Source organism: Streptomyces sp. NPDC048506, from assembly GCF_040651315.1.
Taxonomy (GTDB): domain Bacteria; phylum Actinomycetota; class Actinomycetes; order Streptomycetales; family Streptomycetaceae; genus Streptomyces.
Genome location: NZ_JBEZIX010000012.1, coordinates 170638 through 188214, shown reverse-complemented (window position 1 = coordinate 188214; position 17577 = coordinate 170638). Strand labels below are relative to the sequence as shown.

Genomic DNA, 17577 nt, shown 5'->3' with positions numbered 1-17577 from the left:
CGAAGGACTCATCCGCGCCGCGGAACAGGGCCGCGAAGTCCTCTACACCAGAACCGAAACGACCCAAGACAGCACCACCACGCCACGCTCAGATCACGCATAGACAGTCGTCCCGATGGGCCACAGCTACGTGGCCTTGGCGCTCCGATGCGTCGCGTCCGCGGGACGGAGTCGCATGAGGGGGTCTGGGAGGGGATCGGCCGGGAAAACCCCCTCCAATTGACGCACGGCAATGCAGCACGTGTCGCGAGGGAACGGTGTGGTCACTGCCTCATGTAGGCAGTGCGACTATGGGCCTGGGGCCCTTGCTTTCCGTGTCGCCCATCCAGACGAGCCGGCCCTGGCTCGGACGCGTTGGCAGCAGATTTCGAGCTGATCGAACGGCCGGCGTCCCGGAGGCGCATCGGGCTTCGTGACAGTTCCAGCCTTCCCGGTCGGAGCGGCGAGCGCTCCGTGCCTGGCGCAGAGCGCCTATGTGCCAGGGCGGACGGTGATGGCCGACCCGGAAGGCAACGTGTTCAGCGTCCTGGAGCCCCGGGAGCTCTACCGGGACACCGGGCCGATAGCCGCCGTGGTCGTCGACTGCGCCGACCCACGGGCCATGGTCCGGTTCTGGGACGAGGCGAGCTTGTCCGTACCGGGTGGTGCCGTCTGTGTGCTCCGCGCCAGCGGTGCCCCGGCCCGGCTCGACACGGGCACCTGGTGATCCACAGTCGTGCACGCTCGGTCGGCGACCGGCTTCCCGTACCGTCGGCACATGTTGAGGGACCTGTCGCTCCGTCAGCAAGACGGTGCGACAGGTCCAGGCCGGCCGGGACAACCGGCTTCGGCTGTCCGTCAGACGGACACCGGGACCTTGGCCGGCTGCTCGACGGCTTCCGGGGCCGTGGCGGGCTGCTCGACGGCTCCGGGCTCGCGCCAGCCCGGAGGCTGAAGCAGGTAGCCGATGCGACCGCGCCAGGTACGGGCGTGGCGGACGTCGCGGAGCAGGCCGGTGAACTCGTAGTAGTTGGCCTTGAGTGGGTTGAAGGTGTTGATGTTCTTCGTCAGCCCGTAGCGGACGCGTTCGGTCTCCTCGGCGTAACTGCCGAAGATCCGGTCCCAGATGATCAGGATGCCGCCGTAGTTCTTGTCCAGGTAGGGGTTGTTGGCGCCGTGGTGGACACGGTGGTGCGAGGGGGTGTTGAAGACGTACTCGATCGGGCGCGGGAGGCGCTTGATGCGCTCGGTGTGGATCGGGTACTGGTACAGCAGCACGATGGACTGGGACACGAAGATCATCCAGGCGGGTATGCCGAGCAGCGCAAGCGGGATGTACACCACGCTGGTCAGGAACGATCCGGGGATCAGCCAGGGCAGGCGGACTGCGGTGGAGAGGTTGAAGTGCTCGCTGGAGTGGTGGACGCTGTGTGAGGCCCAGAAGAGTCGGATGCGGTGACCCATCCGGTGCTTGGCGTAGTAGGCGAGGTCGGCCAGGAAGATCGCCACTGCCCACACCCACCATGTCGACGAGGACAGGGCGTGCGGGGCGAACGCTGCGGCGGTGACCACGATCGGCAGTTCGATGAACTTGTCGAGCGACTTGGTGATGCGCCCGAGCGCGTAGATGGACAGGCTGGTGGCGGTGTCTCGGGCTGAGATGCCGGCGCGCGGGGTCTTCGGGTCCTTGTCCAGCTTGTAGCCGATGAACTCGATGGTCATCAGCAACAGGAACGCCGGGACCGCGTATATCCCGATTTTGAGGGTTTGCTCCATCAGTTCAGCCTTTCGTCAGGGAGTGACTTGTCGGAGCGGTCTGCCTTGGGCTCCCTCGCCGCGTCCGCCGACGGTGAGGTGGCGGCGGGGGCGCCGCGGCGCGGGAACGGACGGTGTCCGGGGGTGTTGTGGCGTGATGCCGGGTCGGCGGCCCCGGCTGCTACTGGTCGCCCAGGCCGAGGAGGGTGGCTCGGGCGCGTGCCTCGCGCCAGACGTTGACGCGTGTCTCGCCTGGTTCGGCGAGCAGGGTGAACAGGGCTGACAGCGCGTCGAAGGCCTCACTGCCGAGCTGCTCGCGGATCTCCTCGTCGAGCTCGCGACGGGCCTGGTCGAAGGACCGGAGGAAGGCGAGGGCGTTCGCGGTCGGGCGTACGAACTTCTCCCGACCGTCACCGGGCGACTTCTCCAGGGTGAGGTAGCCCTGCTCGCACAGCTCGGTCACCTGCTTGCTCGCGCCCTGGCGGCTGATCTCCAGCTCGCGGCCGATCCGGGAGACGGTCATCTCGTCGTCCTTGGCGCACAACCGCAGGATCGCCCCGTTGGGCAGGCGCTTCTCGGTGAACCCGGTGGCGGTCAGCCGTTCTTCGACGCGACGCCGGTAACCAAGCCAGGAACGCAGCAACTGTGGACCCAGCGCGATGCCCGGGTCCCCTTCGGGAGTATCGGCAACCATGATTGACAATATAGGAGGGCGCATCGAGGTGCGCAACCATGGGTGACAAGTTTGGGCTGTGGTGCCCTGCGCAGAAGAGTGAGCGACCGACCCGGCCGGATCGGTGACTATCCGCGGTCAACTTCGAGGAGTGCGCCTTGCGGTGGGTGAAGGGGCGCGGCTCGTCGCCCACAACCAACGAGCTGATCCGGCGGAATCCCTGCTGGATGCGTGGGGCGGTCGGCGATGCGAAGTCGGGGGCGGGGGAGCGGTTTGTCGTGCTGCCCGGCTTCATGCGGAGGGGCCTGGAGCGACAGCAGGAGGTGGCCGTCGGGATCGACGCCCTGGTGCGTGCCGACCGGCAGAAGAGTGCTGAGCGGGGCGGCGCGGGCTTCTGGTGCGGATCTGACGCAAGACGCTTAGAGGGGCCTGGACAACAAACAAGGCCCAGGTCGCCGACCTGGGCCTCAACTATGGAGCGGGTGACGGGAATCGAACCCGCGCTCTGAGCTTGGGAAGCTCATGTTCTACCATTAAACTACACCCGCGTAATCCCGCCCCGTTGAGAGCGGAACATCGTCGCACACTCTACCCCATCGCTGCCTCGCGGTGCATTTGGCATGCCCGGATGCCGCTGGGAGGCGGTGGTCGCGTGGGGTTGTGGCCGGGGGTGTTCAGGGGTGCCGTGGGGTGGTGCCGGGGTGGGATGTGGGTGCGGGGCGCGGGAGTTGGGGCGTACGGTTGGGCGTCGGAGTGCCGCGTGCAGAGGCGCCCAGTTCATCCCCTAATGTGGCTTTTGTTGTCACGTCGTTGGGAGAGGGACTTGATGGAGCGCACCGTCGTACGTTGTGCCGAGGGCCACGTGTTCAGCACCGCTTCGTTCCCGATGCAGACCACCGACCGGCTCGGTCCGGGACGGCTGCTGCGCTGCCCGCGCTGTGCTCGGCTCCGGCATGCGGTGCCCGTGGAGCACACGAAGCGGTAGTGATCTGGGGAAGTAGAGAGAAGTAGGAAGCAGAGAGAAGCACGGGAGTGGGTCCGGTCCCTGGTAGGGGTCGGGCCCTCGTCGTGCGGTGGGGGTGGCGCGGGCGCGTATCCTCGTGTGCGTGCTTCTCTCAGACAAGGACATCCGGGCCGAGATCGACGCTGGTCGGGTGCGCATCGACCCCTATGACGAGTCGATGGTGCAGCCGTCCAGCATTGACGTGCGCCTCGACCGGTACTTCCGGGTGTTCGAGAATCACCGCTACCCGCACATCGACCCCGCCGTCGAGCAGTCCGATCTGACCCGTGAGGTCGTTCCGGAGGGGGACGAGGCGTTCATCCTGCACCCGGGCGAGTTCGTGCTGGCCTCGACGTACGAGGTCATCGGCCTGCCGGACGACATCGCGTCGCGGCTGGAGGGCAAGAGCTCGCTGGGGCGGCTGGGGCTGCTCACGCACTCGACCGCCGGGTTCATCGATCCGGGGTTCAGCGGGCACGTGACGCTGGAGCTGAGCAATGTCGCCACGCTGCCGATCAAGCTGTGGCCGGGCATGAAGATCGGCCAGCTGTGCATGTTCCGGCTGACCTCGCCGGCCGAGCACCCGTACGGCAGCGAGCGGTACGGCTCCCGTTACCAGGGGCAGCGCGGTCCCACGCCGTCCCGGTCGTTCCAGAACTTCCACCGTTCGCAGGTGTGAGGCGAGCGACAGCACTGAGGCAGGCGTCCGCGCGCCCGGGGGCGGGCGTGTGGGCAGGTCCGTACCGGGCCTGGACAGAGAAGGTCTGAGGGATACGTGAGTGACGTGCGGGAGAACCTGACGTACGAGCGGTTCGGCGGGGCGATCCGCGAGCTGGCGCAGACGATCGCGGACGACGGGTACGAGCCCGACATCGTGCTGTCGATCGCCCGCGGCGGCGTCTTCGTCGCCGGCGGGCTGGCGTACGCGCTGGACTGCAAGAACATCCACCTGGTGAACGTCGAGTTCTACACCGGCGTGGGGACCACGCTGGAGATGCCGGTCATGCTGGCGCCGGTGCCGAATGCGATCGACTTCAGTGAGAAGAAGGTGCTGATCGCCGATGACGTCGCGGACACCGGCAAGACGCTGAAGCTGGTGCACGACTTCTGCGTGGGGACCGTGGCCGAGGTCCGCAGCGCGGTGATCTACGAGAAGTCGCACTCGCTGGTGAAGTGCGAGTACGTGTGGAAGCGCACGGACGACTGGATCAACTTCCCCTGGAGCGTCGAGCCGCCGGTGGTGCGCCGGGAGGGGCAGATCCTCGACGCCTGAGGGCGCCTTGTGGATTCGTCCCTGACCTCCCTGGTGGACGGCTTGGGCATGGATGGGTAGGGAACTGCCCGAGTGATCGTCTTGCGGAGCAGAGACGCCCCCGGTTCCTCGTCGGAATCGGGGGCGTGCTCGTAGATGGCCGGGGCTACTGCCGCCTCCCCTGCTTCTGCTGATGTTCGCGGTCTCGGTGTCGTCCGCGTTCTGCGTGATGGGCGATCAGAAGGAGTCCACCGTCGAGGCGTACGGGTCCACGGCGCCCGGCCCCGTCGACTGAGCCGGCCGGGCCCCGTCAGCCCGCGGACTGCTTGCCGCAGAACACCGCCTTGATGAGCTTCTGCTGCACCTTCGGGAACTCCTTCGCCTCGTCGATGGCGGCGCCCCTGCTGGTCAGCGAGGCGGTCAGGGTCTTCTTGCCGTCGGGCGTGCTGTACATCAGCGCCCCGTAGCCCTGGACGCCGCCGTTGTGAGTGAGGAGGGTGCCGCCGCAGTTCGGGCCCGCGTCCACCACGAACACCCCGAGGCCGTAGCCGCTCTTCGGGTGCGGCCTGCGCATCTCGGCCAGCAGCCGGGCCGGCAGGAGCTTGCCGCCCTGTAGTGCGGAGAAGAACGTCTGGAGATCCTTGGTGGTCGAGATCATCTCGCCGGCGGCGTAGATCCAGGAAGGGTTCTGGCGGGTGACGTCGACGACCTTCCACTGGCCGGCGTCCTTGTAGCGGTAGTAGCCGTGGGCGTGCGGCCCGGGGATCTCCGGCGAGGTGCCCGGCACCACGGTGTGCCGCAGCCGGAGCGGTCGCAGGATCCGCCGCTGTATTTCCACGCCGTACGAGTGGCCGGTGACCTTCTTGATCAGCAGCGCGGCCAGCACGTAGTTGGTGTTGGAGTAGGCCCAGGCCGTCCCCGGCGCGAACTTGGCCGGCTTGGACAACGCCGGTGGAGGGGGCAGGTGAACAAGGGCTTTGTGTGAGGGAGTTGGCCGTGGGTCGGCTCCCTCGCGGTGTTCCGTGTGGGCTGTCTCACGCATGTTTCGGCCAATCCCGTTACGGGTGTTCCACCGGTGCTTACTTGCGAGTAAAACCCGCGGTAACAGCGGACCGGAGGGGAGGCCCCATGGCGCGTGCGAGACAGGGGACGCACGGGAGACAGCGGACACAGGGGACGCAGGGGATACAGGAGAGGCGGAGGGGGCAGGGAAGGCTCGGGGGGCATGGGCGGCGGGTGAGAGTGGGGGTCGCGGCGCTGACCGCCGGCCTGACGGTGGTGTTCACGGCGGCGGTGGGCGGGACGGGCTCTGCCATGGCCGCCACAGCCACAGCCACTGCCAGCGCAAACGCCGCCGGGTCCGCCGGAGCCGCCGGAGCCGCCACGAACGTCAAGCCGCTGTCGCCCGAGTTGGAGAAGGTCCGGGCACAGGAGGCGGTCAAGCTCTACGGCAACCCGGCCGAGCGGCCCCTCGGCGAGCGGAAGACCTCGTTGATCTCGCTGGGCGACAGCGAGATCTCGGGGGAGGGCGTCGGGACGTACGAGCCGGGGACCGACGGGCCCGACAACTGGTGCCACAGGTCGCCGGACTCGGCGATCCACCGGACCGGGATCGCCGCGGACGTGACGTACAACGTCGCCTGCTCGGGCGCGTACAGCGGCAACATCGTGATCGGCGGCAGCAAGCAGTACTCCGATGAACTGGTGCAGAGCGACAACCTGGCGATCAAGGCCCGTAACACCCGGCTGAAGATGGTCCTGTTGGTCGCGGGCGCCAACGACGACCTCCAGTTCGGGCCGGTGATGACGGACTGTGTGGAGCGCTGGTTCCTGCTCCAGGGGGCGTGCCAGCCCAAGTACCAGCCGGGGTGGCAGGCGCGGGTCGACGGGCTGGTGCCGAAGGTCGAGCGGACGCTCAACGACCTGCGGACCGTGATGCGGGACGCGGGGTACGCGGACGGCGACTACCGGCTCGTGGTGATGTCGTACCCGAGCCCGATCGGGCCGGACGTGGAGGACAACCCCGCCTACCCGGGGAAGCTGCCGGGCGGCTGCACCGGCTACACCTCGGACGCGGCGTGGGGGCGCAACGCCGCGGTGCCGGCCTTCGAACGGGGGGTCCGGAAGGCCGCGCAGGACACCGGGGCGACGTACCTCGATGCGTCCCGTCTGTTCCACGGGCACGAGGTGTGCATGGAGGACACCTGGGCCCGCGGGCTGTACGTGAACCTCTCCAACCCCTTCCCGCCGAACGCGAATTCGGTCCGGCAGTCGTTCCACCCGAACGCGCGCGGGCACGGCGCGTTCGCGTCCTGCCTGACCCAGCTGTACGCGGTGGCGGGGCTGCGGGAGGCGTCCTGCGCCGATCCGGCGAGCACCGGGCGGCCGAAGCTGTACCCGTGGGCCTGGGACGACGCCTACCGGCCGCTGAAGAACGCCGGTACCGGGAGCTGTCTGGACGCGACCGGCGGCGCGAGCCGGAACGGCACGGTGGTCGGCGGCTGGGACTGCACCGGGCAGCGCCATCAGGACTGGTGGTACGACGGCGAGCAGCGGTCGGTGCACGTGGGGTTGACCCAGGACCGGTGCCTGGACGTCCCCGGCGGGCGGTACGAGGCCGGGGCCACGCTGGTGCTGTGGAACTGCTCGGGCGCGGCCAACCAGCAGTTCGTACGGGCCGACGGCGGGGTGATCCGGCCGGCGGCCGCACCGTCGCTGTGTCTGGCGCTGGGCGGGGCCAAGGAGCCGCTCAGGCTCCAGGCGTGCGACGGGTCGGCGGGGCAGCGGTTCGCCTAGGGGAGACACCGAATTCGCCCGGGGGAGACACCACATTCGCCCAGGGGAGACGCCGAAGGGGCCCGCCGGTGGAGCCGAGTGCTCCGGGGCGGGCCCCTTTACGAGGGCGGGGAGGGGCGGGAGGGCCGCACGGCTCGTCGGCCCAACGGGCCTACAGCGTGCCGAGCTTGAGCAGGCCCAGCAGGGCGACCAGCTGGATCGCGGAGGCGCCGAGCGCCTTGGGCCACGGCAGGTCGTGCGACTTGCTGACCATGGAGGTGAGCAGGTAGCCGCAGGCGAGCCAGGTCAGCCAGCCCAGGACCTGGACCAGGGTGGAGTCGCCGCCGAGGAACATCGCGAACAGCAGCCGGGGCGCGTCCGAGATGTTCATGATCAGCATGGACAGGCCGACGGTCGGCTGCCAGGCACCGTCGCCGCCGAGCTGGCGGGCCAGGGTGTGGGTGACCGTGCCCAGGATCAGACTGCCGACGATGAACATCACGGCCGTGATCAGCACCCAGGGGATGCTGTTGGAGAGTGTGGCGTTCAGCACGTCCTCGCGGGCCTTGTCGAAGCCGAAGACCGCGAGCAGGCCGTAGACGAAGGTGACGATCAGCGCCGGGCCCCACACCGTGTGGTCGCGCATCTGCCAGAACGTGGCGTCCGGGCGCAGCACGATGCCGGAGAGCAGCTGCTTCCAGTGCAGCCGGGGGCCGGCCGGCGGTGCGGAGGTCTGGCCGGCGCGGTAGGTGCCGCCGGCCGCGTACGCGCCGTCGCCGGGGCCGTGGTCGTACTGGTCGGGGTACGGGCCGTGGGCGTCCGGGGCCTCGCCGATGCTGAACTGCCGGGTGCTGCCCGCGTCGTTGTCGTGCGAGTACGGCGCGTAGGACTGCTGCTGGGGCTGGTAGCCGCCGTCGCCGAAGTACTCGGGCTCGCCGTACTGCCCCTGCGGCTGTCCCTGCGAACCACCGCCGTACTGCTGCGGTGCCTGCCACTGCCCGTGCGGCGGCGGGGGCTGCTGCCCGTACGGTCCTTGCTGCCCGTACGGCGCCTGCTGCCCCTGGCCCTGCTGTCCGTTCTGCGCGGGGCGGGCATCCCGTCCGCGACCCATCCTGAATCCAGCCACGTCTTCGAAAGTACCTGGTCCCGAGGGAACGGGTGGCCGGGCCGGCGGACTGGGCGGGGTTTGCTGCTGACCTGTGACATCCCCTAGGGGATACCCCGAGGGGACGGGAACGCCGACGGCCGGTCCCCTGTCACAGGGGACCGGCCGTCGGTCAACGCGCGGGAAGCGGCGGCTACTTCACCGGCTCCGGCTCGGGAGCGGTCTCCGCCGCCTCGTCACCCGACGGGTCGAGGGGGGTCTTCACCGAGTCCAGCAGCAGCTGGGCCACGTCGACGACCTGGATCGACTCCTTCGCCTTGCCGTCGTTCTTCTTGCCGTTGACGGAGTCCGTCAGCATGACGAGGCAGAACGGGCAGGCGGTCGAGACGATGTCGGGGTTGAGCGACAGCGCCTCGTCGACCCGCTCGTTGTTGATGCGCTTGCCGATGCGCTCTTCCATCCACATCCGGGCGCCGCCGGCGCCGCAGCAGAAGCCGCGCTCCTTGTGGCGGTGCATCTCCTCGTTCCGCAGGCCGGGCACCTTGGCGATGATCTCGCGCGGCGGTGTGTAGACCTTGTTGTGGCGGCCCAGGTAGCAGGGGTCGTGGTACGTGATCAGACCCTCGACCGGGGTGACGGGGATCAGCTTGCCCTCGTCGATGAGGTGCTGGAGCAGCTGGGTGTGGTGGATGACCTCGAACTCGCCGCCCAGCTGCGGGTACTCGTTCGCGATGGTGTTGAAGCAGTGCGGGCAGGTGGCGACGATCTTCTTGGCCGCCTTGGGCTTCTTCGTCGACTCGTCCTCGCTGTCCTCGCCGAACGCCATGTTCAGGGCCTCGACGTTCTGCTGGCCGAGCTGCTGGAAGAGGAACTCGTTGCCCAGGCGGCGGGCCGAGTCACCGGTGCAGGCCTCGTCGCCGCCCATGATCGCGAACTTGACGCCGGCGATGTGCAGCAGCTCCGCGAAGGCCTTGGTGGTCTTCTTGGCGCGGTCCTCCAGGGCGCCGGCGCAGCCGACCCAGTAGAGGTAGTCGACCTCGGTGAGGTCCTCGACGTCCTTGCCGACGACCGGGACCTCGAAGTCGACCTCCTTGGTCCAGGCGAGGCGCTGCTTCTTGGCCAGGCCCCAGGGGTTGCCCTTCTTCTCCAGGTTCTTGAGCATCGTGCCCGCCTCGGACGGGAACGAGGACTCGATCATGACCTGGTAGCGGCGCATGTCGACGATGTGGTCGACGTGCTCGATGTCGACCGGGCACTGCTCGACGCAGGCGCCGCAGGTGGTGCAGGACCACAGCACGTCCGGGTCGATGACGCCGTTCTCCGCGAGGGTGCCGATCAGCGGGCGCTCGGCCTCGGCGAGGGCGGCGGCCGGGACGTCCTTGAGCTGCTCCTCGGTCGCCTTCTCGTTGCCCTCGGCGTCCTTGCCGCCGCCGGCGAGCAGGTACGGGGCCTTGGCGTGCGCGTGGTCGCGCAGCGACATGATCAACAGCTTCGGGGAGAGCGGCTTGCCGGTGTTCCAGGCGGGGCACTGCGACTGGCAGCGACCGCACTCGGTGCAGGTGGAGAAGTCCAGCAGGCCCTTCCACGAGAAGTGCTCGATCTGGGAGACGCCGAACTGGTCGTCCTCGCCCGGGTCCTCGAAGTCGATCGGCTTGCCGCCGGAGGTCATGGGCTGCAACGCGCCCAGCGCCACGTCGCCGTCCGACTCGCGCTTGAACCAGATGTTGGGGAAGGCCAGGAAGCGGTGCCAGGCCACGCCCATGTCGGTCTTGAGGGCGACCGTGATCATCCAGATGAAGGAGGTCGCGATCTTCAGGCCGGCGAAGAAGTACGTGAGGTTCTGGAGGGTGGAGACGTCCAGCCCCTCCAGCCCCGAGACGACCGGGTACGAGATGAAGAAGGAGGCCTCGTAGCCGGCGACGTGGTGCTGGGCGCCCTCCAGGGCGTGCAGCATGAAGATGCAGACGCCGACGATGAGGATGACGGCCTCGACGAAGTACGCCTGGCCGAAGTTGGAGCCGGCGAAGCGGGACTTGCGGCCCGGCTTGTCGGGCTTGGACAGCTGCCGGATGACGATCAGGGCCAGGATGCCGAGCACCGTCATCGTGCCGATGAACTCGACGTAGACGTTGTACGGCGCCCACTCGCCGATGATCGGCAGGAGCCAGTCGGCCTTGAAGAGCTGCCCGATGGCGTTGACGATCGTCAGCAGCAGGGAGAAGAAGCCCACGGCCACGAACCAGTGCGCCACACCGACGACGCCCCAGCGGTTCATCCGGGTGTGGCCGAGGAACTCCTTGACCACCGTGACGGTCCGCTGGGCGGGGTCGTTGGTCCGGGTTCCGGCGGGTACCGACTGACCTAGCCGCATGTGGCGGTAGATCTGCAGGATGGCACGGCCGAACAGCGCGACGCCGACCGCGATGAGGACCAGCGACACGATGATCGCGGCGAGTTGCATTGGGGGCTCCTCGAACCTGAGAGAGCGGAATTCTGAGAGGTCTGAGCGTAACTACTAAGCAGTAACTTTTTTGGTCTGTCGCTGAGGTTACCCATTCTCCCCTGCGCCATGAAGCCGCCCGGCCGGTGATCTGCGTCGCGAAGGCAACCCTGGGTGGGGCTCCCACGTCTTCGCTGGCGGCCGGGTGACGATAAGGGCGACATAAAAGTTGAGTGGGCTCGACTCAGGTCTGTTGACAGGTTCTCCCGGGTGTTGCACTCTTGAGCCTGTTCCACTCAAGTCAGCTGGAGGAATCGAAATGGCACGTGCGGTCGGCATCGACCTGGGCACGACTAACTCCGTCGTCAGCGTTCTCGAAGGCGGTGAGGCCACCGTCATCACCAACGCCGAGGGCGCCAGGACCACGCCGTCCGTTGTCGCCTTCGCCAAGAACGGTGAGGTGCTGGTCGGCGAGGTCGCGAAGCGTCAGGCGGTGACCAACGTCGACAGGACCATCCGGTCGGTCAAGCGCCACATGGGCACCGACTGGAAGGTGGGCATCGACGACAAGAACTTCAACCCGCAGCAGATCTCTGCGTTCATTCTTCAGAAGCTGAAGCGGGACGCCGAGGCGTACCTGGGCGAGAAGGTCACGGACGCGGTCATCACCGTCCCGGCGTACTTCAACGACTCCGAGCGTCAGGCCACCAAGGAGGCCGGTGAGATCGCGGGCCTCAACGTCCTGCGCATCGTCAACGAGCCCACCGCGGCCGCCCTGGCCTACGGCCTTGAGAAGGACGACCAGACCATTCTGGTCTTCGACCTCGGTGGCGGCACCTTCGACGTCTCGCTGCTGGAGATCGGTGACGGCGTCGTCGAGGTGAAGGCCACCAACGGTGACAACCACCTCGGTGGTGACGACTGGGACCAGCGCGTCGTCGACTACCTGGTCAAGCAGTTCCAGAACGGCCACGGCGTCGACCTGTCCAAGGACAAGATGGCGCTTCAGCGTCTGCGCGAGGCCGCCGAGAAGGCGAAGATCGAGCTGTCGTCGTCCACCGAGACGACGATCAACCTGCCGTACATCACCGCCTCCGCCGAGGGCCCGCTGCACCTGGACGAGAAGCTCACCCGCTCGCAGTTCCAGCAGCTCACCGCGGACCTCCTGGAGCGCTGCAAGACCCCGTTCCACAACGTCATCAAGGACGCCGGCATCCAGCTGGCCGAGATCGACCACGTGGTCCTGGTCGGCGGTTCGACCCGTATGCCGGCCGTCGCCGAGCTCGTCAAGGAGCTGACCGGCGGCAAGGACGCCAACAAGGGCGTCAACCCGGACGAGGTCGTCGCCATCGGCGCCACCCTTCAGGCCGGTGTCCTCAAGGGCGAGGTCAAGGACGTCCTCCTGCTGGACGTCACCCCGCTGTCCCTCGGCATCGAGACCAAGGGCGGCATCATGACCAAGCTCATCGAGCGGAACACGACGATCCCGACCAAGCGGTCCGAGATCTTCACCACCGCCGAGGACAACCAGCCGTCCGTGCAGATCCAGGTCTACCAGGGCGAGCGCGAGATCGCGGCGTACAACAAGAAGCTCGGCATGTTCGAGCTGACGGGTCTGCCGCCGGCCCCGCGCGGTGTCCCGCAGATCGAGGTCTCCTTCGACATCGACGCCAACGGCATCATGCACGTGACCGCGAAGGACCTGGGCACGGGCAAGGAGCAGAAGATGACCGTCACCGGCGGCTCCTCGCTCCCGAAGGACGAGGTCGACCGGATGCGGGAGGAGGCCGAGCGCTACGCGGACGAGGACCACAAGCGCCGCGAGGCCGCCGAGGCCCGCAACCAGGGCGAGCAGCTCGTCTACCAGACCGAGAAGTTCCTCAAGGACAACGAGGACAAGGTCCCCGCTGAGGTGAAGACCGAGGTCGAGACCGCCGTCGGCGAGCTCAAGGAGAAGCTCAAGGGCGAGGACACGGCCGAGATCCGCACCGCCACCGAGAAGGTCGCCGCGGTCTCCCAGAAGCTGGGCCAGGCCATGTACGCCGACGCCCAGGCCGCGCAGGCCGCCGCGGGTGGCGCCGAGGGCGCTGCCGCCGGCGGGCAGCAGGCCAAGGCCGAGGACGACGTGGTCGACGCCGAGATCGTCGACGACGAGAAGCCGAAGAAGGATGGTGCCGCGTGACGGAGGAGACCCCGGGCTTCGACGAGAAGCCTGACGTCCCCTCTGACGCCGCTCCCGAAGACGCGGCGCAGGCCGAGTCCGCCGACAAGGCGGGCTCGGCCCCGGCCGGGGACGTAACAGACGTAGCTCTCCAGGCGCAGCTGGACCAGGTGCGGACCGCGCTCAACGAGCGCACCGTGGACCTCCAGCGGCTCCAGGCGGAGTACCAGAACTACCGCCGTCGGGTGGAACGGGACCGGGTCACGGTCAAGGAGATCGCCGCGGCGAACCTCCTGTCCGAGCTCCTGCCCGTGCTCGACGACGTCGGCCGGGCCCGCGAGCACGGCGAACTGGTCGGCGGCTTCAAGTCGGTGGCCGAGTCGCTGGAGACCGTGGCCGCCAAGCTCGGCCTACAGCAGTTCGGCAAGGAGGGCGAGCCCTTCGACCCGACGATCCACGAGGCGCTGATGCACTCGTACGCGCCGGACGTCACCGAGACGACGTGCGTCGCGATCCTCCAGCCCGGGTATCGCATCGGTGAGCGAACGATCCGCCCCGCGCGGGTCGCCGTCGCCGAGCCCCAGCCGGGTGCGCAGAGCGCCAAGTCCGCCTCCGATGACGACGCCAAGGGTGCCAAGGCCTCGGACGAGGAGAGCGGTGGCCCGGACGAGGGCTGACGTGGGGATCGACGGGGAAACCGTACGGAAGGAGGGACGTCGGGGATGAGCACCAAGGACTTCGTCGAGAAGGACTACTACAAGGTCCTCGGCGTCCCCAAGGACGCCACCGAAGCGGAGATCAAGAAGGCGTACCGCAAGCTGGCCCGGGAGAACCACCCGGACGCCAACAAGGGTGACGCCAAGGCCGAGGAGCGCTTCAAGGAGATCTCCGAGGCCAACGACGTCCTGGGCGACGCCAAGCGCCGCAAGGAGTACGACGAGGCGCGGGCGCTGTTCGGCAACGGCGGCTTCCGTCCCGGCCCCGGCGGGGGCGGCTCCTTCAACTTCGACCTGGGCGACCTCTTCGGAGGCGGCGCCGGGCAGGGTGGCGGCGGCTTCGGCGGCGGCCTCGGGGACGTCTTCGGGGGCCTGTTCAACCGCGGCGGCGGGACGCGTACCCAGCCGCGCCGCGGCCAGGACATCGAGTCCGAGGTGACGCTCAGCTTCACCGAGGCGGTCGACGGGGCCACGGTCCCGCTGCGGATGTCCAGCCAGGCACCGTGCAAGGCGTGCTCGGGCACCGGCGACAAAAACGGTACGCCCAGGGTCTGCCCGACCTGTGTCGGCACCGGTCAGGTCAGCCGGGGCGCGGGCGGCGGCTTCTCGCTGACCGACCCCTGCGCGGACTGCAAGGGCCGGGGCCTGATCGCCCAGGACCCCTGTGAGGTCTGCAAGGGCAGCGGGCGCGCGACCAGCGCCCGGACGATGCAGGTCCGCATCCCCGCGGGCGTCTCCGACGGGCAGCGCATCCGGCTGCGCGGCAAGGGCGCCCCGGGCGAGCAGGGCGGCCCGGCCGGTGACCTGTACGTCGTCGTGCACGTCGGCGCGCACCCGGTGTTCGGCCGCAAGGGCGACAACCTCACCGTCACGGTGCCGGTCACGTTCCCGGAGGCCGCGCTGGGCGGCGAGGTGAAGGTGCCGACGCTGGGCGGCCCGCCGGTGACGCTGAAGCTGCCGGCCGGTACCCCCAACGGACGCACGATGCGGGCCCGTGGCAAGGGTGCGGCCCGCAAGGACGGCACCCGAGGTGATCTGCTGGTCACCATAGAGGTGATCGTTCCCAAGGACCTCGGCGACAAGGCGAAGGAAGCGCTGGAGTCCTATCGCGAGGCGACCGCGGGTCCGGACCCGCGGGCGGAGCTGTTCCAGGCCGCGAAGGGAGCTTGAGATGGACAGCCGGGGCGGGCAGCGTCGTAACCCCTATGAACTGACCGATGAATCGCCGGTGTACGTCATCTCCGTCGCGGCTCAGCTCTCCGGCCTGCATCCGCAGACCCTGCGGCAGTACGACCGCCTCGGTCTGGTCTCCCCCGACCGCACGGCCGGCCGGGGCCGCCGTTACTCGGCCCGCGACATCGAACTGCTGCGTAACGTGCAGCAGTTGTCGCAGGAAGAGGGCATCAACCTCGCCGGCATCAAGCGCATCATCGAGCTGGAGAACCAGGTCGCGGCCCTGCAACAGCGGGTCGCCGAACTCCAGGGTGCCCTGGAGGGCGCGGCCAGCGCGATGCAGCAGCGCGAGGCGGCGGTGCACGCCTCGTATCGGCGCGATCTGGTGCCGTACCAGGACGTGCAGCAGACCAGCGCGCTGGTGGTGTGGCGGCCCAAGCGACCCGAGTAGGCGCTGCGGGCCGAGGCCGTACGGCGGCCGTGGACACGACGGCGAAGGGCCGGGGTGAGGCACACCCCGGCCCTTCGCCGTTCTCCGTTTTCGGTGTTCCGTCTTGCGTCTTGCGTCTTCCGTCTTCCGTGTTCCCGTGGGGCGCGTTCAGCAGCCGTTGTACCCGGCCGTGGGCATCGACAGCCGGCGGTGCACCTGCGACTTCATCGCCAGGGTGTAGACCGGCTCGTCGAGGTCGGCGGTCTCCAGTCGGACGCCGGCGGCCGCGCACCGCTCGGTGAACTCGTCGGCGCCGTCGATGGCGTTCTCCAGCGCCCGGCGGTTGGGCGCCACGAACACATCGACCAGGCCCTGCTCCACATCGCGCCACAGTGCGCTGTGGTCGGCGCGCAGCTGATGCAGGCTGAGCTGGCAGGTCAGGTGGTAGTCACGGGCAGCCGCCCACTGTTTGCACATGTCGTGCTGGCTGCGGTCATCGACCAGGAACGGGTCCTCGTCCAGCTCGGACAGCGGCATCAGGCAGGCGATCGCCGTCACTCGGACCGAGTTCATCGTGCCCTCCGGGGCGTGGCAAGTGTGGGGGCGACGATACCCCCGAGGGCGGTCCGTGGTGGAGGGGCTGCGCCGGGCGGCGAGGCGTATCCGCAGGCGTGGCAGATCTTCCAGCCGTCCTGGTTGACGGCGAGCTGGCCGCCGCAGCGTGGGCAGAGTTCGGCGTGTGGGCGGGGGCGGGTGGGGCGCGGACGGCGTGGAACGGTTGTCACGATGCGCAATGTCGACGCCATGCGCCCTCCAACTGCCCTCATCTGCACGGGACGGGTCCGATGCCGCCCGCCCTTGCGCGAGGCTGTTCGTTTCCCGTTCGTACCTGGGTACCAGCTGGCGGGCATGTGCCGGAGGCCGAGGGGTTGTTTTCAGACAGGTCCAGACCTGAGGGATTTCTGGTGGTAAAGGAGGGTGTTCGGGTGTCGCGGGGGCAGGTTTCCGGCCGTCGCCCGTGCCTCAGGCCCGCCCCATCGCCCTGGTCACCGCGATCTCGATCATGACCCGGTCCGGGTTGGGGGTCGGCGTGCGCCCGTACCGCTCGGCGTAGCGGCGCACCGCGTCGCCCACCGTCTCCGCGTCCGTACGCACCCGCGCGATGCCCTCCAGCGTCGCCCAGCGCCCCTTGTCGACCTGGCAGACGGCCACGGTCGCACCGTCCGCCCCGGCGGCGAGGACGTTCTTGACCTTGGTGCTGTCCTTGCGGGTGATGACCCGCGCGATCCGCTGCTCGGCGTCGTAGGTGACGCCCACCGGGACGACGTGCGGCGTCCCGTCCGTACGCAACGTGGTGAGGGTCGACATCAGGTACTCGCGCCAGAAGGCGAGGTACTCGGGGGTGAGGGCGGAGAGGTCGTGGGCCATGGGGGCAAGGGTAGGCCCGCGTCCCTCAGGGGTTCGCGGGCCACTGCTGAAAGTCAGAGGAAGTCGATGGTCTCCAGGTCGAAGGAGAAGGGGGCGGGGAGGGGGACGGGTTTGCCGAGTGGGACGCTGATGCTGCCTGCGTAGTCTCCCTCCGAGGGCTCGCTGAACAGTGTGATCGTGGACTTCTCACGATCGACGAGGAGGTAGAGCGGGATGTTCGCGCGGGCGTAGGCGTCGCGCTTGGTGACGCGGTCCCGGTGCGGCTTGCTTGAGGTCACCTCGACGACCAGGGCGACAGCGTCGCTGGGAACCCAGTTCCCTGGCAGGCCGAAGAGGTCTGCGGTGCTGGGGGCGAAGGTGGCATCCGGGATCACGTAATTCTTGGGATACAGGCCGCCAGGTGACAGCTGGATCCCCTTGTTGCCGGATACGTCCATGTCGGTGTGAGACTTGGCCAGGACCTGCTTGACGATCTTGCTGAAGACCCGCTCATGCCTATTGTCCGGCGGTGGTGTCACAACGATCTCCCCCTCGATCAGCTCGGCTCGGAAGCCCTCGGGGGTCTCCAAGGCGAAGAAGCCGTTCAGGAGGGTCTCTTCGTTCGTAGCTACAGGCTCTTGTGCCATAGCCGTCATGCTGCACCTCCTTGTGGTCGAAGGCCAGCGTTGCCAGAGAAGGTCAGTGACA

Annotated in this window: 15 protein-coding genes, 1 tRNA gene and 1 pseudogene; 8 read left to right on the top strand and 9 right to left on the bottom strand. The window is 68.5% G+C overall.

Annotated elements, in window-relative coordinates:
- Positions 1 to 475: 475 nt before the first annotated feature.
- A pseudogene (locus tag AB0C96_RS12635) lies at positions 476 to 625 on the top strand (VOC family protein); the annotation flags it as partial.
- Between the two features lie 212 nt (positions 626 to 837).
- Here the strand turns inward: AB0C96_RS12635 and AB0C96_RS12630 are convergent.
- The 3 genes from AB0C96_RS12630 to AB0C96_RS12620 form a co-directional block, all read right to left on the bottom strand.
- Positions 838 to 1755, bottom strand: coding sequence for a sterol desaturase family protein (locus AB0C96_RS12630; protein ID WP_362916495.1), 918 nt, complete (start codon positions 1753 to 1755; stop codon positions 838 to 840).
- A gap of 160 nt (positions 1756 to 1915) precedes the next feature.
- Complete coding sequence (locus AB0C96_RS12625) at positions 1916 to 2428, bottom strand: MarR family winged helix-turn-helix transcriptional regulator (RefSeq protein ID WP_362916493.1); 513 nt, start codon at positions 2426 to 2428, stop codon at positions 1916 to 1918.
- Between the two features lie 453 nt (positions 2429 to 2881).
- Positions 2882 to 2955 (bottom strand) — tRNA-Gly (locus AB0C96_RS12620).
- 558 nt (positions 2956 to 3513) lie between these two features.
- Between AB0C96_RS12620 and dcd the strand changes: the two genes are divergently transcribed.
- Positions 3514 to 4089 carry a dCTP deaminase gene (gene dcd / locus AB0C96_RS12615; RefSeq protein WP_362916491.1) on the top strand — a complete coding sequence of 192 codons (576 nt, stop codon included), beginning with the start codon at positions 3514 to 3516 and terminating at the stop codon, positions 4087 to 4089.
- Positions 4090 to 4185: 96 nt separating this feature from the next.
- A complete protein-coding gene (locus AB0C96_RS12610; RefSeq protein ID WP_362916489.1) occupies positions 4186 to 4683 on the top strand; it encodes a phosphoribosyltransferase in 498 nt (165 codons plus the stop codon).
- A 289-nt stretch (positions 4684 to 4972) separates the two neighbouring features.
- Here AB0C96_RS12610 and AB0C96_RS12605 read toward each other — a convergent pair whose 3' ends face one another.
- Complete coding sequence (locus AB0C96_RS12605; RefSeq protein ID WP_362916487.1) at positions 4973 to 5608, bottom strand: serine hydrolase domain-containing protein; 636 nt, start codon at positions 5606 to 5608, stop codon at positions 4973 to 4975.
- Between the two features lie 368 nt (positions 5609 to 5976).
- Here AB0C96_RS12605 and AB0C96_RS12600 point away from each other — a divergent pair, with 368 nt between their 5' ends.
- Positions 5977 to 7458: a ricin-type beta-trefoil lectin domain protein gene (locus AB0C96_RS12600; protein WP_362916515.1), complete on the top strand. Its 1482-nt coding sequence runs from the start codon at positions 5977 to 5979 to the stop codon at positions 7456 to 7458.
- Positions 7459 to 7609: 151 nt separating this feature from the next.
- On the opposite strand, the gene AB0C96_RS12595 is transcribed toward AB0C96_RS12600, so the two are convergent.
- Positions 7610 to 8548, bottom strand: a complete 939-nt coding sequence (locus tag AB0C96_RS12595) for a Yip1 family protein (protein ID WP_362916513.1) — start codon at positions 8546 to 8548, stop codon at positions 7610 to 7612.
- A gap of 187 nt (positions 8549 to 8735) precedes the next feature.
- Positions 8736 to 11003 carry a (Fe-S)-binding protein gene (locus AB0C96_RS12590; protein ID WP_362916485.1) on the bottom strand — a complete coding sequence of 756 codons (2268 nt, stop codon included), beginning with the start codon at positions 11001 to 11003 and terminating at the stop codon, positions 8736 to 8738.
- 298 nt (positions 11004 to 11301) lie between these two features.
- Between AB0C96_RS12590 and dnaK the strand changes: the two genes are divergently transcribed.
- The 4 genes from dnaK to AB0C96_RS12570 are packed head-to-tail and all read left to right on the top strand — an operon-like array spanning position 11302 to position 15483.
- Positions 11302 to 13164 (top strand): molecular chaperone DnaK, encoded by a 1863-nt coding sequence (gene dnaK / locus AB0C96_RS12585; protein ID WP_362916483.1) that lies wholly within the window; start codon positions 11302 to 11304, stop codon positions 13162 to 13164.
- On the top strand, positions 13161 to 13820 hold the full coding sequence (gene grpE, locus AB0C96_RS12580) for a nucleotide exchange factor GrpE (protein ID WP_362916481.1): 660 nt from the start codon (positions 13161 to 13163) through the stop codon (positions 13818 to 13820). Before dnaK ends, grpE begins: the two co-directional genes overlap by 4 nt.
- A gap of 45 nt (positions 13821 to 13865) precedes the next feature.
- A complete protein-coding gene (dnaJ, locus tag AB0C96_RS12575; protein WP_362916479.1) occupies positions 13866 to 15029 on the top strand; it encodes a molecular chaperone DnaJ in 1164 nt (387 codons plus the stop codon).
- A gap of 1 nt (position 15030) precedes the next feature.
- Positions 15031 to 15483 (top strand): helix-turn-helix domain-containing protein, encoded by a 453-nt coding sequence (locus AB0C96_RS12570; protein WP_362916477.1) that lies wholly within the window; start codon positions 15031 to 15033, stop codon positions 15481 to 15483.
- Positions 15484 to 15630: 147 nt separating this feature from the next.
- Here AB0C96_RS12570 and AB0C96_RS12565 read toward each other — a convergent pair whose 3' ends face one another.
- The 3 genes from AB0C96_RS12565 to AB0C96_RS12555 form a co-directional block, all read right to left on the bottom strand.
- Positions 15631 to 16035: a hypothetical protein gene (locus AB0C96_RS12565; protein WP_362916476.1), complete on the bottom strand. Its 405-nt coding sequence runs from the start codon at positions 16033 to 16035 to the stop codon at positions 15631 to 15633.
- Positions 16036 to 16485: 450 nt separating this feature from the next.
- On the bottom strand, positions 16486 to 16890 hold the full coding sequence (locus tag AB0C96_RS12560; RefSeq protein ID WP_362916474.1) for a pyridoxamine 5'-phosphate oxidase family protein: 405 nt from the start codon (positions 16888 to 16890) through the stop codon (positions 16486 to 16488).
- Positions 16891 to 16943: 53 nt separating this feature from the next.
- The gene (locus AB0C96_RS12555) at positions 16944 to 17525 is read right to left on the bottom strand and encodes a Uma2 family endonuclease (protein WP_362916472.1); all 582 of its coding nucleotides are present in this window, start codon (positions 17523 to 17525) and stop codon (positions 16944 to 16946) included.
- Between the last annotated feature and the right edge of the window lie 52 nt (positions 17526 to 17577).